Origin of the sequence: Bradyrhizobium genosp. L (genome assembly GCF_015624485.1) — a bacterium.
In the GTDB taxonomy this organism is placed as follows: domain Bacteria; phylum Pseudomonadota; class Alphaproteobacteria; order Rhizobiales; family Xanthobacteraceae; genus Bradyrhizobium.
Genome location: NZ_CP061378.1, coordinates 772809 through 795121, shown reverse-complemented (window position 1 = coordinate 795121; position 22313 = coordinate 772809). Strand labels below are relative to the sequence as shown.

At 66.1% G+C, this 22313-nt stretch carries 25 protein-coding genes and 1 tRNA gene; 7 read left to right on the top strand and 19 right to left on the bottom strand.

The window, feature by feature from the left end:
- Positions 1–207: 207 nt before the first annotated feature.
- On the top strand, positions 208–921 hold the full coding sequence (locus IC762_RS03655) for a hypothetical protein (protein WP_195787295.1): 714 nt from the start codon (positions 208–210) through the stop codon (positions 919–921).
- Positions 922–974: 53 nt separating this feature from the next.
- On the opposite strand, the gene IC762_RS03650 is transcribed toward IC762_RS03655, so the two are convergent.
- The 4 genes from IC762_RS03650 to IC762_RS03635 form a co-directional block, all read right to left on the bottom strand.
- Complete coding sequence (locus IC762_RS03650) at positions 975–1820, bottom strand: tetratricopeptide repeat protein (protein ID WP_195787294.1); 846 nt, start codon at positions 1818–1820, stop codon at positions 975–977.
- 73 nt (positions 1821–1893) lie between these two features.
- Positions 1894–3105: a CaiB/BaiF CoA transferase family protein gene (locus tag IC762_RS03645; RefSeq protein ID WP_195787293.1), complete on the bottom strand. Its 1212-nt coding sequence runs from the start codon at positions 3103–3105 to the stop codon at positions 1894–1896.
- A 2-nt stretch (positions 3106–3107) separates the two neighbouring features.
- Positions 3108–3875, bottom strand: a complete 768-nt coding sequence (locus IC762_RS03640) for an enoyl-CoA hydratase/isomerase family protein (protein WP_195787292.1) — start codon at positions 3873–3875, stop codon at positions 3108–3110.
- A gap of 17 nt (positions 3876–3892) precedes the next feature.
- The gene (locus IC762_RS03635) at positions 3893–4036 is read right to left on the bottom strand and encodes a hypothetical protein (protein WP_195787291.1); all 144 of its coding nucleotides are present in this window, start codon (positions 4034–4036) and stop codon (positions 3893–3895) included.
- 84 nt (positions 4037–4120) lie between these two features.
- Between IC762_RS03635 and IC762_RS03630 the strand changes: the two genes are divergently transcribed.
- Positions 4121–5194: an AraC family transcriptional regulator gene (locus IC762_RS03630; protein ID WP_195787290.1), complete on the top strand. Its 1074-nt coding sequence runs from the start codon at positions 4121–4123 to the stop codon at positions 5192–5194.
- A gap of 5 nt (positions 5195–5199) precedes the next feature.
- Here the strand turns inward: IC762_RS03630 and IC762_RS03625 are convergent, their stop codons facing one another.
- The 10 genes from IC762_RS03625 to IC762_RS03580 all read right to left on the bottom strand — a co-directional run bounded on the left by IC762_RS03625 (position 5200) and on the right by IC762_RS03580 (position 15618).
- The gene (locus IC762_RS03625) at positions 5200–5352 is read right to left on the bottom strand and encodes a hypothetical protein (protein WP_195787289.1); all 153 of its coding nucleotides are present in this window, start codon (positions 5350–5352) and stop codon (positions 5200–5202) included.
- A 12-nt stretch (positions 5353–5364) separates the two neighbouring features.
- Positions 5365–6717 (bottom strand): fumarylacetoacetase, encoded by a 1353-nt coding sequence (fahA, locus tag IC762_RS03620; RefSeq protein WP_195787288.1) that lies wholly within the window; start codon positions 6715–6717, stop codon positions 5365–5367.
- 18 nt (positions 6718–6735) lie between these two features.
- The gene (actP, locus tag IC762_RS03615) at positions 6736–8430 is read right to left on the bottom strand and encodes a cation/acetate symporter ActP (protein WP_195787287.1); all 1695 of its coding nucleotides are present in this window, start codon (positions 8428–8430) and stop codon (positions 6736–6738) included.
- Complete coding sequence (locus IC762_RS03610; protein ID WP_195787286.1) at positions 8427–8744, bottom strand: DUF485 domain-containing protein; 318 nt, start codon at positions 8742–8744, stop codon at positions 8427–8429. The genes actP and IC762_RS03610 overlap by 4 nt, the downstream gene beginning before the upstream one ends.
- A 115-nt stretch (positions 8745–8859) precedes the next feature.
- Positions 8860–10497 (bottom strand): ABC transporter permease, encoded by a 1638-nt coding sequence (locus IC762_RS03605; RefSeq protein ID WP_195787285.1) that lies wholly within the window; start codon positions 10495–10497, stop codon positions 8860–8862.
- Positions 10494–11555, bottom strand: coding sequence for an ABC transporter ATP-binding protein (locus tag IC762_RS03600; protein ID WP_195787284.1), 1062 nt, complete (start codon positions 11553–11555; stop codon positions 10494–10496). Before IC762_RS03600 ends, IC762_RS03605 begins: the two co-directional genes overlap by 4 nt.
- A 4-nt stretch (positions 11556–11559) precedes the next feature.
- On the bottom strand, positions 11560–12600 hold the full coding sequence (locus tag IC762_RS03595; protein WP_195787283.1) for an extracellular solute-binding protein: 1041 nt from the start codon (positions 12598–12600) through the stop codon (positions 11560–11562).
- Entirely contained in the window at positions 12597–13775 is a 1179-nt protein-coding gene (locus IC762_RS03590) for a pyridoxal-phosphate-dependent aminotransferase family protein (protein ID WP_195787282.1), read from the bottom strand. Before IC762_RS03590 ends, IC762_RS03595 begins: the two co-directional genes overlap by 4 nt.
- 150 nt (positions 13776–13925) lie before the next feature.
- Positions 13926–14002: transfer RNA gene (locus IC762_RS03585), tRNA-Arg, on the bottom strand.
- Between the two features lie 110 nt (positions 14003–14112).
- Positions 14113–15618, bottom strand: coding sequence for a flavin-containing monooxygenase (locus IC762_RS03580; RefSeq protein ID WP_195787281.1), 1506 nt, complete (start codon positions 15616–15618; stop codon positions 14113–14115).
- Between the two features lie 99 nt (positions 15619–15717).
- Here IC762_RS03580 and IC762_RS03575 point away from each other — a divergent pair, with 99 nt between their 5' ends.
- Positions 15718–16368 carry a TetR/AcrR family transcriptional regulator gene (locus tag IC762_RS03575; RefSeq protein WP_195787280.1) on the top strand — a complete coding sequence of 217 codons (651 nt, stop codon included), beginning with the start codon at positions 15718–15720 and terminating at the stop codon, positions 16366–16368.
- Positions 16369–16543: 175 nt separating this feature from the next.
- Entirely contained in the window at positions 16544–17641 is a 1098-nt protein-coding gene (locus IC762_RS03570; RefSeq protein ID WP_195787279.1) for a helix-turn-helix transcriptional regulator, read from the top strand.
- 5 nt (positions 17642–17646) lie between these two features.
- Here the strand turns inward: IC762_RS03570 and IC762_RS03565 are convergent, their stop codons facing one another.
- Positions 17647–17880 (bottom strand): hypothetical protein, encoded by a 234-nt coding sequence (locus IC762_RS03565; protein ID WP_195790446.1) that lies wholly within the window; start codon positions 17878–17880, stop codon positions 17647–17649.
- Between IC762_RS03565 and IC762_RS03560 the strand changes: the two genes are divergently transcribed.
- Entirely contained in the window at positions 17856–18497 is a 642-nt protein-coding gene (locus IC762_RS03560; protein ID WP_195787278.1) for a hypothetical protein, read from the top strand. The two genes, IC762_RS03565 and IC762_RS03560, sit on opposite strands and share 25 nt — an antisense overlap.
- Positions 18498–18507: 10 nt before the next feature.
- Here IC762_RS03560 and IC762_RS03555 read toward each other — a convergent pair whose 3' ends face one another.
- From IC762_RS03555 to IC762_RS03545, 3 genes are read right to left on the bottom strand one after another with little or no spacing between them, the layout of a single operon-like run.
- Positions 18508–18930 carry a CAP domain-containing protein gene (locus tag IC762_RS03555; RefSeq protein WP_195787277.1) on the bottom strand — a complete coding sequence of 141 codons (423 nt, stop codon included), beginning with the start codon at positions 18928–18930 and terminating at the stop codon, positions 18508–18510.
- 22 nt (positions 18931–18952) lie between these two features.
- Positions 18953–19159 carry a hypothetical protein gene (locus IC762_RS03550; RefSeq protein ID WP_195787276.1) on the bottom strand — a complete coding sequence of 69 codons (207 nt, stop codon included), beginning with the start codon at positions 19157–19159 and terminating at the stop codon, positions 18953–18955.
- 52 nt (positions 19160–19211) lie between these two features.
- Positions 19212–20222 (bottom strand): 2-dehydropantoate 2-reductase, encoded by a 1011-nt coding sequence (locus IC762_RS03545; protein ID WP_195787275.1) that lies wholly within the window; start codon positions 20220–20222, stop codon positions 19212–19214.
- Between the two features lie 151 nt (positions 20223–20373).
- Between IC762_RS03545 and IC762_RS03540 the strand changes: the two genes are divergently transcribed.
- Together IC762_RS03540 and IC762_RS03535 are read left to right on the top strand one after the other, a co-directional pair.
- On the top strand, positions 20374–20976 hold the full coding sequence (locus IC762_RS03540) for a YidB family protein (protein ID WP_195787274.1): 603 nt from the start codon (positions 20374–20376) through the stop codon (positions 20974–20976).
- A 130-nt stretch (positions 20977–21106) separates the two neighbouring features.
- Positions 21107–21385 carry a GlsB/YeaQ/YmgE family stress response membrane protein gene (locus IC762_RS03535; RefSeq protein ID WP_195787273.1) on the top strand — a complete coding sequence of 93 codons (279 nt, stop codon included), beginning with the start codon at positions 21107–21109 and terminating at the stop codon, positions 21383–21385.
- Positions 21386–21484: 99 nt separating this feature from the next.
- Here IC762_RS03535 and IC762_RS03530 read toward each other — a convergent pair whose 3' ends face one another.
- Entirely contained in the window at positions 21485–22267 is a 783-nt protein-coding gene (locus IC762_RS03530; protein WP_195787272.1) for an SDR family NAD(P)-dependent oxidoreductase, read from the bottom strand.
- Between the last annotated feature and the right edge of the window lie 46 nt (positions 22268–22313).

The window sequence follows — 22313 nt, the reverse complement described above, 5'->3', positions numbered from 1 at the left end:
AAGGCCACCTCATGGCAAGATTTGCACGCCCCAGGTCGGGATTTAAGGGTCGCCTTATCCCCCGCGATAACAATGGCTTATGGAGGCCGCGCGGCGCGCGCCGCGGATCCGATGGTGCGGCTTTCTCGTAAGCACCTGCGCGTGCTAGATCAGCCTCGTCCGGCGCAAGCGCGCTTCCAATAGCAACGAACCAAAAGCGAGGGCGCGATGTCCGACAGCAGCGAAGCAATGACCGTCAAATTCCGCTGCCCGGCCGAGCTCGAAGGCAAGATCCCGCCGCCGGTGCGGGCGTCACTCGGCCTGCCTGGTTGGCTCAAGGCGATGCCGACGCAGGCCTTCAGCACCATCGACATGCGCGAGATCGATACCGTCAAGCGCTGTCCGCCTTTCGTCGACGCCATGACGTCGGGCTTCCTGCTGCCGCTGATCTGCGACCTCAAGGTCGAGAACGGCGGGGTGACCTGGGACAACGACCTTCCCGTCAGCGGCACGCTGGAATTCCCACGCTCGCCGGTCGGCTTCCACGACGAGAGCCAGATGACGGGCTCGCCGCTGTTCGAGCCCGATCGCTACGTGATCAAGTTTCACAATCTGTGGACCATCGAGACGCCGCCGGGCTACTCGCTGTTCTTCACCCATCCGGTCAATCGCTTCGACCTGCCGTTCACCACGCTGACCGGCGTCGTCGATTGCGATCTGTTCCGCGACAGCTGGATCCATTTCCCGGCGCGCTGGCACGACCCGAATTTCCAGGGCGTGCTGCCGAAGGGCACGCCGATCGCGCAGTGTTTTCCGGTGAAGCGCGAGGGCTGGGCCGTAGAGACCGCCGCGATGACGCCGGAGGAGACGCTGCGGGCGCAGGAGCTGACCAAACGGATCGGCCGCGAACCCGGACTCTATCGCCGGCAATTCCGGACGTAGCCCATTGAGTCGTGCCGGCGAAGGCCGGCACGACGTCGGGGTTAGCCTTGCGGCTAGCCCGGCTCGTTCAAGAACTTCGCCGCCGTGCTCGGGCGGAAGAAGAAGCGGCCGTGCGATGAATGCACCAGTGCGTGGGTGGCGCGGCCGATCAGTTGCGGCCGGGCGCGCGTCACCTGGCGCAGATTGGCCTCGGCTGCCGCGCGGTCGCCCATCTCCAGCAGGCACACCGAGAAATCGGCGCGCATCATGGCATCATCGGGACGCTGCGCCAGCACATGGCGGTAGAGCGTAGCTGCCGCGGCATACTCGCCGTCGAGCAGCCGCACCCGCGCAAGCGTCGTCATGATCTCGGGATGCCCGGGCGCTGTGGCGTGCGCCGCTTCGAGGATCGCGCGGGCCCGGCTGCGGTCATGGCGTTGCAGCAGCAGGCGCGCGAGGCTGAGCTGCAGCTCGACGGCGCCGGGCGCCAGCACAAGCGCACCCTCGATCACGGCGACGGCGTCGTCGACGCAGTTCGCTGCCGCGAGTTGGCCTGCCAGCTCCTGAAATGCCGGAAAGAACGGCGGGCGGCGAGCCGTGGTCCGCCGCAGCAGCTCGATCGCCTCGTTGCGGCGGCCGGCGCCGCCGAGCGCCGCACCGAGCAGGGTGTCGACGCCGCCGTCCTCGACGCGGCGCGCGATCCGCTCCAGCGGCGCGATCGCCTCCGCGCCACGGTTCTGCGCCATCAGCGCCCGCGCCAGGATCGAGGCCGCCGCGACATCGGTCCGGCTCGCCTTCAGAACTTCGGCCGCGAGCCGTTCGGCCTCGGCGACCTGCCCCATCTGCAGCGCGAGCGCGGCACGTTGCAGAGCCGGTGATGGAGGGGAGCCACGGTTGGCGGGAGGAGGAGGCTTCGGCATGCGAGGCGTTATGACATGGCGATACCGCCCTTGTCACCGCCGCCGACTAGCATCCCGAAGACCGCACCATCCCTTACCGCCGACTGAGCAGGATGTTGCGCTGCTGCAAATCCCTCACCGTGTCGGACGAAACGTCGAGCTGGCCGAGGATGTCCTCATTGTGCTCGCCCTGATAGGCCGGCGCGCCCGGAGATGGCAGTTCCGAATGGCTGAAGATCCAGGGATTGCCCGGCATGCGCACCGTGCCGCCGGCGCGATCGTCGACCTCGACCACCGCGTTCCACTCTTTGACCCACTCGGAGGCCGCGAACTCGTTGACGGTTCGCACGCGGCCGACCGCGAGCCCGGCTTCGCTGACCTGCGCCTGGAGCTGCTCGAGATTCTCGAACGTCGTGAGCCAGGCGCGAATTTCGACGAGCAGCGATGCGAGATTCTGCCGGCGCAGCTTCGCGGTGGCGTAGCGCGGATCGCCGAGCAGATCGCTCCGCCGCATCATCGCGCAATAGCGCGTGAACATCGGCGAATAGATCGGGCTCGCCGCGATCGTCAGGCGGCTGCCGTCGGCCATTTCGAAGATATGGGATTCGTTGGCCGAGAGCGCGATCGGCTCGCCGTCATTGTCGATGTCGGACAGCATCGCGCCGGCACGTTCGTTGACCGACAGCATGGTCGCCGCCATCGAGACGTCGACATGCTGGCCCTCGCCCGTGCGGTTACGATGCTGGAGCGCGGCAAGCACGGCGATCACGCCTTGCAGCCCGGTATAAATGTCGGCATGGCTGCATGAATCGCCGCGCGGCTCGGACAGCGCCTCGCCGAAATGATCCTGCACGATCGAGGTCAGTCCGGTCTCGGCCTGCACCGTCGGCGCGAACGCCGGACGATTGCGCCAGGACGTCGACTGCCCGTAGCCGCTGAGCGACACGTAGATGATGCCGGGATTGAACGCTTTGACATCCTCATAGCTGAAGCCGAACCGCGCCAGCGTGCCCGGCCGGAAATTCTCGACGATGACGTCGGCGTCGCGGCACAGAAGGGTGACGATCTCGCGCGCCTCGGCGTAGTTCAGATCGATGCTGAGATTCCGCTTGCCGGCGTTCTGCTGCACGAAATAGAGGCCGATGCCGTTGACGTTGGGCAGGCCGGCGCGGCCGATATCGCCGGCCGGCGGCTCGATCTTCGTCACCTCGGCGCCGAGGTCGCGCAGCGCCTTGGTGCAGTGCGGACCGGCCAGCACGCGGGTGAAATCGACGACACGCAGTCCTTGCAGGGGTGCTGCCGACATCGTCAATCTCCCTCGTAAACGGCGGTTGCGGGACCGCCGGCAAAGAAGGCGTCGGCGCCGCGCTGGCGATCCTTGGCCTGCCAGATCATGTCGTTGATCTCGACCTGCCGCGCGTCCGCCGCGGCGATGCCGCCGCGCGCCTCGAGGTTGGCCTGCATCTTGACGCCCATGATCACTTTGGTCGGACCGGCGGCGAGCTGCCGGGCCATGGTCATCGACGCCGCGCCCAGCTCGGCCTCCGGGACGACGAGATTGATGATGTTCCAGCGTTCGAACGCCTCAGGGGTGTGACGGCGGCCGAGCATTGCGATCTCCTTGGCGCGCGCGATGCCGGCGCGCTGGGCGATGCGCTGGGTGCCGCCGAGCAGGGGCAGCAAGCCGACCGCGACCTCGACCTGGCCGAGGAACGCGGTGTTCGCCGCGATGATCATGTCGCAGGTCAGCGCCAGTTCGAGCCCGCCGCCGAGCGCACCGCCGTTGACGGCCGCAACCGTCGGGACCGGCACGTCCTCGAGGCTGCGCCAGACCGCCTCCAGCTTGGCCTGATCGGTGTGGATGATCGTGCCGGTTCCCCAGGAGGCCATCTCGGCGCCGGCGCAGAAATGCCGCATCGCGCTACGCAACAGGATGGCGCGGCAGCCGGCTTTGACCACCGCGTTGTAGGCGGCGATCAAGCCATTGATGAGCGCGTCGTCGAGCAGATTGTGTGGCGGCTTCGCCAGCGTGACCACGCCGACCTTGCCATCCATCTCGTGCGTAACTGTCGTCATCCGGTTCCCTCGCTCGATCAAAAGCCGGCAGCCGCTTGAGATGCGGCATCGCGGCGGACAGGCGTTTCCTCGTCGCGGGCCTGCTCTGGCAAGGCTCCGCTTGTCTCGATGGTTTGAATGTCGCGCGTCATAACAAGCGTGACAACGTCAAGCTCTGCCATTTATGATGTCGAAAATTGCCAACCGGCCGGAAGAGCCGCGGATCGGCCTGTCAATCTGTGCCAGCCGAACGGGGAGGACGTGTCATGAAGCCGATCAAGATCGTGATGCCGATCTCGAGCGATCCCGATGCGCCGACGCAGAGCCTGCTCGGCCTCGGCGCGCTGGCGGCTGAGCTGGCCTCGCAGGGCGTCTCGGTCCGCGAACTGTTTGCGCGGACCGGCCTCGATGCCACGCAGCTCGAGGATCCGCATGCCCGCATCTCGCATCGCCAGCGGCTGTCGATCTATCGCAACGCCATGCGGCTGGCGAAGCGCTCCGACATCGCGCTGCTTGCCGGCGCGCGGCAGCGCATCAGCGATTACGGCATCTACGGCTATGCGCTGGTGTCGAGCCGGACCTTCGGCGAGGCGCTGCTGTTCTCGCTCGATCATATCACCATGGCGGGACCCGCGGTGCGGCAGATCAGCTTCCGGATCGAGCACGGCACCACCGCGATCCTGCGCAGCCACGGGCTTGATCCGCTCGGCGAGCTGTTGCCGTTCGCCGCGGAATTCTGGCGCAGCTCGATGACCGCGGTGTTCAGCCGCGTGCTGGAATCGCCGTTCCCGACCAAGCGGATGATCTTTCCGTTCCCGGCACCGGTGCACTGGCGCAATTATGAGCGGATGTTCAACTGTCCGATCGACTTTGCCGCCGATCGGATGGAGTGGCATTTCGACGCCAAGGTGCTCGATCTGCCCTGCCCCAACGCAAACCCGATCACCGCCAAGATCTGCCAGCAGCTCTGCGACGTCGTCCTCACCGAGCGCCCCGGCGAATCCGAATTGGTCAGGCGGATTCGCGCCGCGTGCCTCAACAGCCCCAACCGATTTCCGGCCGCGCCCGAGATCGCGTCCCAGCTCGGTCTCTCCTTGCGCACCTTTCACCGCAGGCTGTCGGACGATGGGCTTTCCTACCAGTCGATCGTCGACGGAATCCGCCAGTCGATCGCGACCGAGCTGCTCGAGAACACCCATATGGGTATCGATCAGGTCGCCGAGCGCGTCGGCTTTGCCGACGCGACCAGCTTTCGCAAGGCGTTCAAGAAGTGGACCAACCGCTCACCGTCGGACTTCCGTCATCCGGAGCAGCGGGAGCACTCAAGAGGCGCGACGTGACCGCGCTAAAGAGCGACGACCAGCATCACCATCAGGCGCACGACCAGCAGCAGGGACAATCCCGCGACCAGCGCCAGAAGCTGACCGAGGCGGACCTCGTCCGCATCGAGCGAGGATCCCGGCAGGTAGGTGCTCAAGAGCAGAGATTGACATTCCATGTCAGCCCTCCATCAAGCGTGGCTGCTTCCGGCAATGACCGCATCGGTCGGCTCGATCCTGCCCACGCATGCCCCGAACCCGATCGTTGCGTAGCCGTCCCTGCGGCACTTGCCGCGGAAGGTGATCTCGTCGCCATCGTGCAGGAAGCCGCGGCTTTCCCCATTGGGGAGCATGGCCGGTTTCGATCCGGCGGCGGTAAGTTCGAGCATGCTCGAGAGCTGTTCCGGGCGCGGCCCCGAAATTGTGCCGGTGCCGATCAGATCGCCCGGCTGCAGGTTGCAGCCGTTGGCGGAGTGGTGCGCCACCATCTGCGCCGGCGTCCAGTACAGATACTTGGCGTTGGACGTGAGAATCGCTGCGGCAGGCTGCTTCTCGGCACGCATCCGCGCGGTCGAGAGCAGCACTTCGAGATCGACGTCGAGACCGCCATGGGACTGGTCGATCGTATCGAAGAGGTAGTCGAGCGGCCGCGGATCGGTCGCCGGGCGCGCCAGCGCCGGGACACGGAACGGCGCCAGCGCATGTGAGGTGACGACCCAGGGCGACACCGACGTGGCAAAGCTCTTGCTGAGGAAGGGCCCGAGCGGAAACATCTCCCAGCGCTGGATGTCGCGCGCCGACCAGTCGTTCAGCAACGAAAAGCCGATGATCTGCTGCGATGCCTCGGCGATCGGGACAGGCTTGCCGAGCCGGTTGCCGTTGGCGAGGTAGAATCCCATCTCGAGCTCGAAATCCAGCCGTTCGCAGGGACCGAAGCTTGGCGCGCCACCAGTTGTCGCGGGCGGCCGCTGCCCGAGCGGCCGTCGCACCGTACCACGCCCGACCTGCACGGACGACGCGCGGCCGTGATAGGCGATCGGGACCCATTTGTAATTCGCCGGCAGCGGATTTTCCGGCGTCAGCAGCGCGCCGGCCGCCTGCGCGTGATAGATGCCGGCATAGAAATCCGTGTAGTTCGACACATGGGTCGGGCGATGCAGCGTCGCATCCGCGATCGGCATCAGCAAATCAGGCGCGCGCCTGATCTCGTTGGCCGCACTGCCCTGCCCGAGCATGTCGGCGGCGCGGCGGCGCAGCTCGCGCGTGGCGGCTGGTCCGAGCGCAAACAGCGCGTTGAGCGTCGGGTCTTGCAGGGCCTGTCGAATCGGCTGGCCGAGACGTTCGTCCGACCCGAGCGCGCGCTTCAGGTCGAAGATGCGGTCCCCGATCGCGGTGCCGATCCGCGGCTGCGGATCGGCCGCTGTGCTGAAGATACCGAGCGGCAGATTCTGGATCGGGAAATCGGTGTCCTTGCCGTTCGCCGTCTCGACGAAGCTTTGCCGTGCCGGGTCGTGCGTCTCATCGAGTTGATGCGGGTCGCTCATGCTTTATCCACTCTCCGCTTACGTATGTGCCGCCGCGAGGCTCGGAGCCTCGCTCGCGAGAGCCGATCCGATCTCCGACTGGATGAACTGCGCTGCGAACGCCTCGCGTTCCCGCGCCGCCCGCGCCGTGCGATCCGTCACCGAGAACAGCCACACGAACAGGAAGGCCAGCGGCATCGAGAATAGCGCAGGATTGTCGTAGGGGAATAACGCCGACGGAAAGCCGAGAACGGCAACCCATACGGTCTTGCTGAGCACGACCAGGACGACCGATGAAACCAAGCCGACGAGGCCTCCGGCGACGGCGCCGCGCGTGGTGGTGCCGCGCCAGAACATCGCCATCACCAATACGGGAAAATTGCAGCTTGCGGCGACCGACAGTGCGAGCCCCGCCATGAAAGCAACGTTCTGGTTCTCGAAGGCATCCGCCAACAGCACCGCAATGACGCCAATGGCGACCGCAGCGATCCGCGAGACCAGCAGCTCGCGCGCCTCCGAGGCCTTGCCGCCGCGCAGCACCTGGCCGTAGATGTCATGGCTGACGGCCGAGGCGCCGGCCAGCGTCAGGCCGGCGACCACGGCCAGAATGGTGGCGAAGGCCACCGCGGAAATGAAGCCAAGCAGCACCGGGCCGCCCATCGCGTGCGCAAGATGGATCGAGGCCATGTTCGGTCCGCCGATCAGATCGGCGATCTTGTTGAACTGCCCGGATGACGCGACATTGAAGTAGCTGGGATCGGCCATCAGGATCGCCGCGGCGGCAAAGCCCAGCACCGGAATCACCCAGCAGAAATAGGCCACGCAGGTCGTCGCGTAGAATACCGATTTGCGCGCGGCCGCGGCGTCCTTCACGGTGAAGAACCGCATCAGGATGTGCGGCAACCCGGCGGTGCCGAACACCAGCGCCAGACCGAGCGAGATCGCGGACACCGGTTCGGCGAACAGGCCGCCGGGCACCAGGATCGCCGCGCCCTTGGGATGGATGCGGCTTGCGGCATCGAGCAGCTTGCCGAGGCTGAAGTCGAAATGCCACAGCGCGGCAATTGCGAGCAGCGTTCCGCCGCAGAGCAGCAGCACCGCCTTCGAAATCTGCACCCAGGTGGTCGCCTGCATGCCGCCGACGATCACATAGAGCATCATCAGGATGCCGACGCCGAGCACGGCGAGCACGTAGTCGATGCCGAACAGCAGCTGGATCACCTTGCCGGCCCCTATCAGCTGCGCGATCAGATAGAACAGCACGACGACCAGACTACCAGTCGCGGCGACCAGCCGGACCGAGGTCCGGTCGAGGCGGAACGCTGCCGCATCGGCGAAGGTGTAGCTGCCGAGATTGCGCATCCGCTCCGACATCAGGAACAGCACGATCGGCCAGCCGGTCAGAAAGCCAAGTGCGTAAAGGAAGCCGTCGAAGCCGTTGGCGTAAACCAGCGCGGAGATGCCGAGGAAGGCCGCTGCCGACAGGAAATCCCCGGCGGTCGCCAACCCGTTCTGCAACGGCGTGATGGAGTGGCCGGCCGTGTAGAAGCCGGCCTTCGACTTCGTGCTGCCGGCCGAACGGTAGGTGATGACGAGCGTGATGGCGACGATGAAGGCGAACATCGCAATCGCGATCCAATCGGGCCCGCGCCCGCCAGACGCCGGCGCATTTTGTGCCAATGCAGCGAATGGAAAAGCCACGCCGAGCGCGGCGAGCAGGAGTCTGGCGATCATCGGCCGAGCTCCCGGTTGACGGTGCGGGAGAGTTCGTCGAAGCGGGCATTCGACCGCTGCACGTAGATGCCGGTGAGCAGGATGACCACCGCGACCATCGCGAGCGCCAGCGCAAAGCCGAGCGGCAGCGCGCTTCCCGCGATGCTCGCGCCGAGCGCAGACTTCGCGGCCGAGACCAGCGCGATGAAGCCGAAGAACATCACGAGAGTCACGATGGACAGGCCCCATCGCAACCGCGCGCGTCCCGAGACAAGCTCCTTGAACGCTGCATCGGCGAGAATCTCCCGCGTCTGCTCTGGGCTCAGTTGGCGCATCCGGCTTCCTCCGTCGGGGGACATTGCCTCCCTTCAGGTTGAAGCATCGGAATCCCGGCCGATCAGGACAAGGTGATATCCTGCCAAAGTGCGGGTGATTTCATGCCATGGCCCATCATGTCATCGCGCCGCCCTGCCTGCGCAGGCGCCGGTTGACCAGTAGCAGCGGGATCGCCGTCACGATGATCAGCACCGCCGCAGCCGCCGCGGCCAGCCCTGCACCGGTCCCTTCGATGGCATGGTACATCACCACGGTCGTGGTCTCCCAACGGCTCGAATAGAGCACGATGGTGGAGGAGAGCTCGGATGCCGCCGAAATCCAGACCAGCACAAGGCCGCCGACCAGGCCGCTCGCCATCAGAGGGACCGTCAGGGTCGCGAACGTCCGACTTGGCGACACCCCGAGATTGATCGAGGCCTCCTCGAGCGACGGATCGAGCTGATGCACGATCGCCGACGCCGAACGGATCGCGAAAGGCAGCTTGCGCACGACATAGGCGACCACGAGGATCAGCCCGCCGCCGGTCAGCACCAGCGGGCCGCTGTTGAAGGCGATGATGAGCCCGATCGCAAAGATGGTGCCGGAGACCGCGAAAGGCACCATGCCGACGAAGTCGAGCAGCCCTGCAAGGCGCGAGCGGTGGCGGGTCACGACATAGCCGATCGGCGCCCCGATCAGCATGGTGACGAAGGCCGCGATGGTGGCGAGCGTGATGGTGTTGAGCAGCGGTCGCAGCGACCCCGACAGCAGCGCCGCATAGTTGCCGATCCCGATCTCCCAGGTCAGGACCGGTCCCCTGAAGCGCAGCAACGAAATCATCAGCACGGCCGCGAACGGCAGCAGCGACGCGATCACGATGCCCCAGCTGGTGACAACAGCCACGAGCCGCAAGCCCGGCGACAGCGGCAGCGTCGCGGGCGCGCTGCGGGCACCGGTCGCAAAGCGGCGCTTGCCGAGATAATGGCGCTGCACCAGCAGCGCCACCGCCGTGCAGACGATGAGGAGAACGCTGAGCGCACCGGCAGCCGCCGGGTTGGCGTCGGCCTCGCCGGCGAACAGCTTGAAGATGTCGACGGCGAGGAACGGCCGGTCCTCGGCAAGCACGGCGGGCACGCCGAAATTCTCCAGCGCCTCGATGAAGACGAGCAGCCCGCCGGCCAGGATCGCCGGCATCACGATCGGCAACAGCACCGTGCGGAACACGTAGGCGCGCGATCCGCCGAGATTGCAGGCCGCCTCCTCCATCGAGGCGTCGACGGCCTGGAAGCCGGCCAGTACCGGCATCACGACATAGGGATACAGCGTCAGCGTGAACACCGCGACGATGCCTGGCAGTCCATAGATCGAGCCGATCGGGATGCCGATTGCACGCAGCGCCGTCGTGATCACGCCGGCATGGCCGAACAGCAGCACCAGCGCATAGGCGCTGACGAAAGACGGCAGCACCAGCGGCAGCGAGGCGAGCGTCAGCAGCAGCGCGCGGCCGGGCATCTCGACGCGGGCGAGGCAGAAGGCAAGCGGGATGCCGATGGCGCAGGCGAACACGGTCGCGAGCGCGGCTGCGATCAGGCTGTTGCCGATGCTGCCGAGGTAATACCCGCTTTTGAGGATCGCGGTGTAGTTCGCAAGCGTCAGACCTCCCGTGCCATCGGTCCGCAGGCTTGCGTCGAGCACCAGCGCCAGCGGATAGAGCAGGAAGACGGCGAGGAAGACCAGCGCCGCCAGGATGACCGTGGTGGCGAAGCCTTTCATGGCGCGGGGAATGCCGTGATCTGAGCCGGGTCGTAGGCCAGCGTCAGCGGCGCGCCGGGCGCGAGATCGAACGCCTGGCCGCCGAGGGCTGCGATCCGGATTTGGGTGCCGTCGGGGAGGCTGGCATGCAGCCGCTGCACCGGGCCAAGAAACTCCCGCAGCACAAGCTTGGCCTGCAGCGTCGGCGCGTCGTCGCCGCCATGGAGGCGTAGCGCCTCGGGACGGACCGACAGCATGACCGGCGCGCCCGGTCGTGCCACCTCGCCGCGCACCGCGAGTTCGGTCCCGGCCGCGGCCACCCTGGTGCTCGATCCGTCGAAAGCGCCGGCGATGCCTGACAGCATGTTGGTCGAGCCGAGGAATTCGGCCACGAACGCCGTTTGTGGCGCGCGATAGATCCGTTCCGGCGTGTCGATCTGCTCGACCTTGCCGCCACGCAGCACGGCGATGCGGTCTGAGATCGCAAGCGCCTCCTCCTGGTCGTGCGTGACGTAGATGGTCGTCAGCCCGAGCGCCTGCTGCAACTGGCGGATTTCGATCCGCATCTCGACACGCAGCTGCGCATCGAGATTCGACAGCGGCTCGTCGAACAGCAGCACCGCCGGCTCGATGACCAGCGCGCGGGCGATGGCGACGCGCTGGAGCTGGCCGCCGGAGAGCTGATGCGGCGCGCGCGTGCCGTAGCCGGCGAGGCGGACCCGCTCCAGCGCTTTCTCGACGCGCGGACCGATCTCCTGATGCGCCACCTTGCGGGCCTTGAGGCCGTAGGCGACGTTCTCCGCGACGGTATGGTTGGGGAAGATCGCATAGTTCTGGAACACCATGCCGGTGTCGCGCCGATGCGCAGGCAGGCGATCGATCCGGCGATCGTCGAAGGAAATGCTGCCCGCTTCGACGTCGGTGAAGCCGGCGATCATACGCAACAGCGTGGTCTTGCCGCAACCGGAAGGGCCGAGCAGCGTGAACAGCTCGCCATGGCGCACCGACAACGAGATATCGTCGACCGCCCGCACCCCACCGAAGCTGCGGACCAGATGCTCGATCCGGATCGTGCTCATGGGATCAGCGCGTGTTCTGGATCGTGGTCTTCAACTTCGCGAGGGTGTCGCGCCGCACCGCATCCCATTTGGCGTCGTCATAGGGCAGCAGCTTGATGGACGAGAGCGGAGGCATGTCGGGCGCGATAGCGGCGAGATCGATGTCCTGCCGCGCCGGCCGGCGGAACGTCGCCTTCAGCAGCATTTCCTGCGTCTCCTTGCTGGCCAGATAGTCGACCAGCTTCCTGGCGTTGTCGGCATTGGGGCCGCCCTTGAGCACGGCCGCGCCCTCGACGAAGCCATGCGTGCCTTCGGACGGATAGACGGCGATGACGGGGGCGCCATTGTGCGCCCACAGCAGACCGGCGTACTCCAGTGCGATGCCGAGCGGGTATTCGCCGCTGCCATTGCCGTCGAACACCTGCGTCGAGCGATTCAGGACTTTCGCGTTCGCTAGCAGCGTGCCGATCCTGGTCCAGGCCGCATCGTTGTCGCCCCAGAGCGCGAGCAGCGTCGTCGCCGCGCCGTAGGAGAAGCCGGAATTCGCCGGATCGGTGAAGGCAAGCTTGCCCTTCCATTTAGGATCGATCAGATCGGCCCAGGATTTCGGGCCGGCGCTCTTTTCGATCGACTTGGTGTTCTGGCCGATCACGACGACCTGGATATTGGTGCCGATCCAGAGATCCCCGGGATCGCGAAACTCTGCCGGCACCGCCTCGCGCCCCTGCACCGGATAGGCCTGCAAATGCGGGCTCATCAGCCGCAACAGCGTTGCGCTGACGCCCCAGATGACGTCGCCCTGCGGATTGGCCGCCTCGGACGCGATCCGCCGGGCGAGCACGCCCGAGCCGGTCGAGACGACGTCGACCCGGATGCCGGTGGCCTTGGCAAAGCCGTCGGCTACCAGCTTGTTCACGGTGTCATCATTGGCGGAGTAGAGCACGACGCTCTGCTGGGCGCTGGCGATACCCGCCGTAACGAGGGCGACCGCCAGGACAAGCGCCCGGGTGAGAAGTTTGACGGCCAGTCGCATCGTGGTTCGCCCCTCGATTTCGTTGTCGGTCACGCCGTCGCGGCAAGGTGCTCCGTTGCAGCTTTGAGGCCGGCACCGGGCACGACCGGATGACCGAGCTTGGCCAGCGTGTCTTCAAGATGCAAGAGATCGGTCAGGATGGTGCCGGCATCGAAGGTCCCCATCGTGCCGAACCGGATGACGCGTCCGGAGAGGCGGTTGCGGGCACCCGCGATGACGGTGCGATGATCCTGATAGAGGCGGCGCACGATGGTGCTGCCTTCCAGGCCCTTCGGCACCTGGAACACGACCACCGTGTTGGACCGCGGTCCTTCGGCGCAGAAATCCGCGAGGCCTAACGCAGCGCCGCCGGTCCGCAGAGCGCTTGAAAGACGCGCGTGCCGTGCCAGCACGGCTGGCAGCCCTTCCTCGTGGATCATCGCGAGCGCCTCGCGCAGACCGTAGATGTGACTGACCGGCGCCGTGAAGGCGGTCTCGTTCTGCTCGGCCGATTTCAGGGCGCGGCGGAAATCCCAGTAGAACACCGCGCGGCCATCGTCCTGGCCGATGACGCGCCAGGCCTTCGGACTGACGCTGGCAAGCGCGAGACCGGGCGGGCACATCAACGCCTTCTGCGAAGCCGACACCACGATATCGACGCCCCATTCGTCCTGGCGCATCTCGACACCGCCGAGGCCGCTGACGGAATCGGCGATCAGCAAGGTCGGCCGCTCGCGAACGAGCGCGCCGAGCGCCGCAAGATCCGCGATGATGCCGGTCGAGCTTTCGTTATGCACCACGACGACCGCCCGGTAGTCGACCTCGCGCAGCCTGGCCTCGACCGCCGCGATGTCGATCGCCCGGCCCCACTCGACCGCGACCGTATCGACCTCGATCCGCATCGCCCGCGCGATCGACGTGAAGCGCTCGCCGAACTGACCGTGCTCGACGACGAGAATACGACAGCCCGGTCCCGCGACGTTGACCAGCGCCGCCTCCATCAGGCCGGTGCCGGAGCTGGCAAAGAACAGCACCGGATTGGCCGTGCCGAGCACCGGCCGGATCATCTCCTGCGCCTGGCCGATCGCCGCCTTGCACTCCGGTCCGCGATGATTGACCACCACCCGCGCCATCGCCTGGCGAACCCGCTCGGGCACCTCCGTCGGGCCGGGCAGGCGGAGCCGATAGCCCACCGGGGCCACCGCAGACATGTTGTCGAGGGTCGTCATTCTTGGAAGTTCTCGTGTTGGCGCATGGACGGAACGAGACCGCCTACGTCGAGGGTCGGATGGATGGAGGCTGCGAATTGGGGGACGCTTTGCTCGGACAGGACACACCTGCAGTCGCTGACTTGACCGTATCAAGCGCCTCGCGAGCGCTGGCGATCCCGGGAAGACTCGAACTTCCGACCTACGGTTTAGGAAACCGTCGCTCTATCCGGCTGAGCTACGGGACCGCGAACCCACGCGACGCGCAGGCGTGCCATCCCATAGCAGAGACGCCGGCTGATCGCCAGCCCGCGGCAGCGTCAGGCGCGCGAAGTTGTGCGGCGTCGAACCTTCGCCGCTATGCCACCTGGCGCGCCGGGCCGGCGGCCGATCCCACCGTCGCAGCCCGCCGCGGCGGCAGATATTCCAACGCCTCGTCGGTCAACGAGCCGAAGCGCAGCGTGATCAGGTCGAGCGCGTAGTTCTGGTAGAGCCGCCACGGCCGGCGCGAGCCCTGCTTGGGGAACCTGTCGACGGCGCGCTGGATGTAGCCGGAGGAGAAATCGACCCACGGCATTTCCGTCACAGTCGGATCGTTGCGCCGCGGCGTGACTTGCGCATAGCCCTTGGCCTTCATGTAGTTGAGCAGCCGGCAGACATATTCGCAGGTCAGGTCGCATTTCAGCGTCCAGGACGCGTTGGTGTAGCCGAAGGCGGCCGCGAGATTCGGCACGCCGCTGCACATCAGCCCCTTGTAGTTCATGCTCTTCGACAGATCGACGCTGGCGCCGTCGACACTGATCGCGAGCCCGCCCAGCACCTGCAGATCGAGACCGGTCGCCGTCACCACGACATCGGCATCGAGCGTGTCGCCGGATTTGAGCTTGATGCCGTGCTTGGTGAACGTCTCGATCTGATCGGTGACGACGGTCGATTTTCCGCTCTTGATCGACGTGAACAGGTCGCCGTTCGGCACCAGGCAGAGCCGCTGGTCCCACGGATTGTAGCGCGGCGTGAAATGGGTGGCGATGTCATAGTCGTCACCCAGCGCATGGCGCACGCCGCGGCGGATCAGCCGCTTCACGCGCTCGGGATTCTTCTTGCAGAGCCGGTAGAAGAACATGCCGAACCCCACGTTCTTCCAGCGCGTGATGCCGTAAGCGAGTTTTGCGGGCAGCCGAGCCCGCAGCCAGTCGGCGACCTTGTCGGTGTCGGGACGGGCGACGACATAGGTCGGCGAACGCTGCAGCATCGTGACATGGTCGGCCGTCTTGGCCATCTCCGGCACCAGCGTCACCGCGGTCGCGCCGCTGCCGATCACCACCACCTTCTTGCCGGCATAATCGATATCGTCGGTCCATTGCTGCGGATGGACGACGCGGCCGGCGAAATCGGCGAGGCCGGGGAAATCCGGGGTGTAGCCGTGCTCGTATTTGTAATAGCCGCTGCACATGAACAGGAAATTGCAGGTGAAGCGCTCGATCGTCTTCTCCGCGCCGCGCTCGACCTCGACGGTCCATTGCGCATCGGCCGACGACCAGTCGGCGCGCACCACGCGGTGGTTGAAGCGGATCTTCTGGTCGATGCCGTAGGCCCGCGCCGTCTCCCGCACATAGTTCAGGATCGACGGCCCGTCGGCGATCGCCTTCGGCTCGGTCCACGGTCGAAACGAATAGCCGAGGGTGTACATGTCGGAATCGGAACGGATGCCGGGATAGCGGAACAGGTCCCAGGTGCCGCCGATGCAGTCGCGGCCTTCGAGGATCGCGTAGCTGCGGTCCGGGCAGTTGGTCTGCAGATGATAGCCGGCACCGATGCCGGACAGGCCCGCGCCCACGATCAACACGTCGAAATGAGTGGACATGCGTTGCCCTCCCCCGGGCTCTCTGTGTGAAGTCCTATTTGACAACATCTGTTGTCAGATAACTTGACATCTGACAATACCTCATGTCAATACACTTTCATGGCAAACAGCCGCAAAGCCCGCGTCTATGGCGGGATGGACGCCGAGGAACGCCGTGCCGAGCGGCGGCTCAAGCTGATCGACGCGGCCGTCTCGGTCTATGGCGAGGTCGGCTATCGCGGCGCCACCGTGAAGGCGATTTGCGAAACTGCGGTGCTCACCGAGCGCTATTTCTATGAATCCTTCGCCAATGGCGAGGCGCTGCTGATCGCCGCCTACGGCCATGTCGTCGGCCATCTCTACGCGGACATGGCGGCGGCCGTTGCCGCCGCGGGCGACGATCCCGAGGCGAAATTGCGCGCGGCGCTCACGCTCTATTTCACGCGGCTCAAGGAGCATCCCAAGCCCGCGCGGGTGTTCCTGCTGGAGATCTCCGGCATCAGCCCGGCCGTCGATGCGGTCGTGCTCGACGCGCTGCGCACCTTCGGCGATCTCCTGGTGCCGCCGGCGATCGATCCGAAGCGCAGTGGGAAAGCCGCCTCCGCCCTGCTCCCGGTCGGCATGGTCGGCGCGGTGATCTCGATCGCGCGGCGCTGGGTGTCGAAGCAATATCCGCACCCCGTCGAGGAGGTGATCGCGGTCGCTGCCGGCTTCTGCCGCGTGGCGCTGGCCGAGCAAGACCGCCATCGGGAACTGCACGCGGCGGACTGACCGGGTTTTGCCGGGATTGCAAAGGCTTACACAGGCGGCCTTAACTGGTGTCGTCAATTTAACTTGCGCAAGCCGGCCGGCTTTGGCTGTCTTATGCACGGTAGCGGGCGCAAGTGAGGCGGCAAGTTTCGTCTCGCGAAACCATGGGTTCTTGCATCGGGCGGAGTGAAAGCGGTTGATCGATCTGCGCAGACTTGACGATGTGACCGCGCGTCTCGGCGACTTGGTGCTCGATCCAGCGGGCTGGCCGGCCTTCATGGCCGAGCTCAGTGCTGCGGTCGGCGCAACCGGCGCCGCGATGCTCCAGAGCGATGTCCGCACCGAGGACATTCCGCGCACCGACTCGATCACCGACTTCTTCACGAATACCTACTTCGCCAGCAATCTGCATCTCACCGACATCCGCGCGGCGCGCGGCGTGCCGTTGATGCTCGCCGGCGTCGACGTCATCACCGACGCGGACCTGTTCGAGTCCGAGGCCGAGATGCTGCGCGACCCGCTCTATGCCAGTCTCGGCGAGTTCGGGCTGAAATGGTTTGCAGCGGTCGGTTTCCGCGCCGGTCCGGCGCTGTGGGGACTGACCATCCAGCGTTCGCCGCAGGAAGGCATGTTCGATGCCGACGAGGTCAAGGCGCTGTCACGGCTGCCGGCGCGGCTCACCGAGGCCGCGACATTGTCCACCGTGGTCGGCCGCTCCGCGCTGTCGGGCATCTCCAGCGCGCTCGATCTAATCCAGGTCGCCGCCATCGCAGTCGGCCGCTTCGGCGCCGTGATCGGCATGAACGTTCAGGCCGAGGCCTGCCTCGGCCCTGACCTCGCGATCCGCAACAATCGCCTTGCGTTGCGCGATCGCCAGGGTAATGCCGATCTGACCAGGCTGATCGATCAGCTTGAGCACACCTCGGACTTGCTGCCATTGCCGACGGCGCCAATCGTGGTGCGCAGGATCGACAAGCGGCCGATCGTGATCCAGATGCAACCGGTACCGCCGGCGGCGCGTTCGCCCTTCCTTGGCGCCCGCGCGATCCTGCTGATCCGCGACCTCGAAGGCAGCGCTGCGTTCGACCAGGCGTTGCTATCAGCCACCTTCGAGCTCACGCCGGCGCAGGCACGCCTCGCGACGCGGCTCGCCCGCGGCACGTCGATCGAAGATGCGGCGAAAGAGGCCGGCGTCGCGCTCGCCACCGCGCGCAATCAACTCAAGGCGATCTTCCAGAAAACCGGCACGCACCGGCAGGCAGAGTTGGTCGCGCTGCTGCACAAGGTGAAGTGAGAGATTCAACGCAGCGCGAATTGAATCCCGAAGTTTTCCACACACTGTGCCCAAGAACTGTTTGAAATGTGGCGGCAATGCGGAGGGCTGTGTTCGATCAGACACAGCCGCGCATCGCGGTTCCACGTGTTGCGAAATTCGCCGGGTTCCAGCGTGACAAGCGTCACCGAAATGGCGACAATCAGGTCAATCCGTGTCGTTCGAGTTTGATTCAATGTCCGTGATGCCGTCACGATCATCGACGTTGGCTGTCGCCGCGTTCGCCGCCTGCATCACGCTCGCGCCCGCGCAGGCGCAATGGTGGCACAGCGGTCCGAAGGATTTCGAGGACTGCGCCGATCGCGCCGAGAAGGCCAAGACCAAGGAAGACAAGACCGCGCAGCTCGCCGATTGCAACGCCAAGTTCGCGGGACGCCGCAAGCCCGGCGGCGGCTACACCTACTACGACTTCATGCAGGATCGCAGCTTCGACATCGCGGGCCCAAATCCGACCCCGGACGAGCAGAAGAAGATCGACCAGGACTATACCGCTTATCTCGACCAGCAGCGGCGCTCGAACATCGTCGCGGCATTCAACGCCAAGCAACTCGAACAGCAGCAGAAGCTGCAGGAACAACAAGAGCCGCAACAGCAGCCGCCGCGACGGATCGAGCAGGTTGCGCTGCGCAGTCAGCCCGAAAGAGTGCCGATGCCGGTCGCCAGTCCGGTCAAACAGGCCGCGCGGATCAGGGCCGCGCAATGCGCGAAGAGCTCGTTCTCGTGCGAATGGCCCAACCTGTCGCAAGGGCTCGACGGCCTCAAGAAGCTGTTCACATCGCAGCCCACCACGCCGACCAGGACGGCGAAGCGCAACTAGCGCTTTCGCGTCAGTCGGTAATCAGCATCGCCCAGAACCTGCGGTACGGCGACTTCGGATTGTCGACGAAAGCGACGCCGACGCGCCTGGCGCCAGGCATCAGCAGGTTCTCGCGATGGCCGGTGGATTCTTCCCACTGCTTCAGCATCTCGGCGAAGGCGATGTAACCGGCGCCGATATTTTCCGCGGCACGCTGCTTCTTCAACGGCGCGATGCGCGTGAAGAAGCTGCCGCCGGCGGAATGACTGACCGATCCGGCCGCCGACATCGCCTGCGCCTGCTTCAGCGCCATCGCGTTGAGCTTTCCATCGAGCTTGACCGAGGGCATGCCGTGAGCGCGCCGGTAGGCGCTGATCGAACCGGCATAGTCGGCGGCGCCGGCAGCCGTCACGAGGCCGAGCAGGACGGCGAGCGCAAGGACAAGCAACTTCATCTCGGACCTTCTCTTCGACGGATCAGCGCGCGCGGACGCGCTTGTGGTGCCGGCGCGCGATCGGCTCGTGAGCAGGCATTGCCGACCGGCTCGACGCAGCGGCCGCAGCGCGCTGCTCCTGCAAGCGCGCATCATAGCCCGGCGACGGCACCACCGTCGGCGGCGCGGCGCGGACCGAGCCGGCCGCAAGCACCGCCAGCGTGAGCAGCACCGTACAAGATCGCATCATGGTGTCATCCCTCCGCATGCTTCGACGATTTGGCCGACGAATGACCGCCGATTCATGGCGTGCCGCCGGAGCGAATCTGCTCCGGCGTCAGGCCCGGCGAGCCGTCGCCACTGGCTTCCGCTTTCCGGATCAGCGCGATGATCCGCCGCGACAACGGCGCCTCGAGCCCGCAGCGGTCGGCAATCTCCGTGATCACGCCCTGCAGATAGTCGATCTCGGTGCGGCGGCCGCGCTTGAGATCCTCCCACATCGAGGAGCGCGCCTCCGGATCGATCTTCATGGTGCGGCCGAGCAGCATGTCGAACAGCGCATCGGGCAGCCGCAGCAAGGGCGGCATCCAGCTCGACGGCAGCGGCGTCGGCGAGACCGGCCTGATGCCCTCGGCGCGCACCGCGGCCAGGCCCTCGACCATCTGGTCGGCGAATAAATACCGCCAACTGCGCTGCGCGAGCTGTTGGCGAAGCGGAATATCGGCGAGCGCGTTGAGCGCGTTGTTGAGATTGACGATCAGCTTGCCCCATTGCACGCCATCGATGTTGTCGGTGGCGCCGACCGCAAGGCCCTGAACGGCGAGCCGCGCCGCGGTGCCGGCGTCGTCCTGCGCGATCACGATGTCGCCCGAGGTCGAGCGATGAAAGCGGCCATTGCCGAGTGCGACCACGTTGAACGGCACCATGCCGCCGAGCACGCGGCGGCCTGCGAGATGCTCGCGCAGGCGCGGCACATTGCCGACGCCGTTCTGCAGGCTGACCACCACGGCATCGTCGGGCGCATGGCGGGCGACGAGATCGGCCATCTCGGGGGTATCGGCGCTCTTCACCGTCACCAGCACCGTCTGCGCATCGCGGAAGATCGCCGGGTCGTCCGACAGCGTCATCCGGTCGGCCGGGATGATCCGCTCCGAGCCGTCGAAACTGCTGACGCGCAAGCCATTGGCGGTAATCTCGTCGACCACCCGCAGTCGCGCCAGCAGCGCAACGCGGCGGCCGGCGGCGGCCAGCATGCCGCCGACGAAGCAGCCGATGCTGCCGGCGCCTGCGATGCCGATCGGCTGGTCGTTCATCTGGCCAAATGTCCGTTCATTCAACCTCGATAGCAGACCTTGGCGGCGCTGCCCATTTCAACGCGCCGCCGACCACCCCGGTTCGCCTTGTAACCGTCATGGGCCAAAGCTATGTTTCCGGCTCGGGGCACGGTTGCGGCAGGAGACGACCATGGGTTTGCTCGACGTACTCAACGGCATGCAGAACGGCCCGCGCGGGCCGAGCGCGCCAAGCTCTCAATCCGACAGTTCGGGCGGCGGCATGTCGCCGATGACGATGGCCATCCTGGCACTGCTCGCCTGGAAGACCGTCAAGCATTTCACCGGCAGCCAGCCCGGCGCCCCGGCCCCCGCGCCGACGCCATCGCAGGCTCCGTCGCTTCCCGGCAATGTCACAGCTGGCCTGCCCGGCGGCCTCGGCGGCAGTGGCGGATTATCCGATCTGCTGAAGGGCGGCCTCGGCGGCCTGCTCGCCGGCGGCGCCGCTGGCTCCGTGCTGAGCGGCGGCCTCGGCGATCTGCTCGGCCAGTTGAAGGACAAGGGCCATGGCGACGCGGCCAATTCCTGGGTCAGCAACGGCCCCAACAAGCAGATCGCGCCCGGCGACCTCGCCAACGCGCTCGGCGCCGACCAGATCAACTCGCTGGCGTCGCAGAGCGGCCTGTCACCTGACGAATTGCTGCAGGGGCTGAGCCAGTATCTGCCCGACGCGGTCAATCATCTGACGCCGGACGGCCGGCTGCCGAGCGGCGACGAGCTGCACGGCAGGCTCTAAAGCGCGATGAGATTGGGTTAAACCGTCATCGCGCTTTGGCTCTTTGTTCGAGCATGGTCTTTTCGGAAAGCCGCTTCGCACTTTTCCGGATCATGCTCTAACTGCAACGTTCTAGCTGAGGAGAACGAACATGGGCGGCATCATCTGGATCATCATCGTCGGCTTCGTCGCCGGCATCATCGCGCGACTGCTGTCGCCCGGGCCGAACAATCCGAGCGGCTTCATCCTCACCACCGTGCTTGGCATCATCGGTGCGTTCCTGGCGACCTGGGTCGGCCAGGCGATCGGCCATTACGGCCCCGACCAGGGCGCCGGCTTCATCACCGCCACGATCGGCGCGCTGGTGGTGCTGTTCATCTGGAACAGGCTGGTCGCAGCGCGGGTGATCCCGGATTTGGGGAATAGGTGACGGCGTAGCCGTCATCCCGGGGCGATGCGTAAGCATCGAGCCCGGGATCTCGAGATTCCGGGTTCTCGCTTCGCGAGCCCCGGAATGACAGTCACCGCCTCACTGAATCAAATGCATGCCGGCGTCCATGCGGACGAACTCGCCGGTCATATTGCTCGACGCCGGGCTCGCCAGGAAGCAGACCAGATTGGCGATGTCCTCCGCCGTTGACGCGACCTTCAGCGGCACCCGCGCCACCACGGCATCGCGCACCTGCTTGGCGCCGTCAGCGCCGCGGCCCTTGGTGAACCACGGCGTATCGATATAGCCCGGGCACACCGTGTTGACGCGGATCAGCGGCGCCAGCGCGCGCGCCAGCGACTGCGTCATGGTGTTGAGCGCGCCCTTGCTCGCGGCATAGGCGACCGACGAGCCGCCGCCGGAGATGCCGGCGACTGAGGAGACATTCACCACCGCCGACGGCCGGCCCGAGGCCTTGGCGCCGGCCTCGAGCAGGCTGCGCGCGGCGCGCACCATCTGGAACGGGCCGATGGTGTTGACGGCATAGATGCGTTGAAAGTCTTCAGCGGTGAGACCATCGAGATCGTGATGCGGCACATGCTTGGTGGTGCCGGCATTGTTGATCAGCACGTCGAGCCGGCCCCAGCCTTGTGCGGCCGCGGCGATCGTCTTGCAATCCTCGTCGCGCGAGACGTCGCCCTGCACCACCAGCACTTCGGCGCCCTGCTTGCGGCAGACGTCGGCGGTCGCCTCGGCTTCCGCCTTGCTGTTGGAATAGTTGATGATGATGCGCGCCCCTGCGGTCGCCAGGATTTGCGCGGTGGCGGCGCCGAGTCCCGATGCCGACCCCGTCACGATCGCGCACAAACCTTCCTTCGACATCTGCGTTTCCTGTCAGTTGTTCTGAGCCAAATAATTGCGGCGGTGG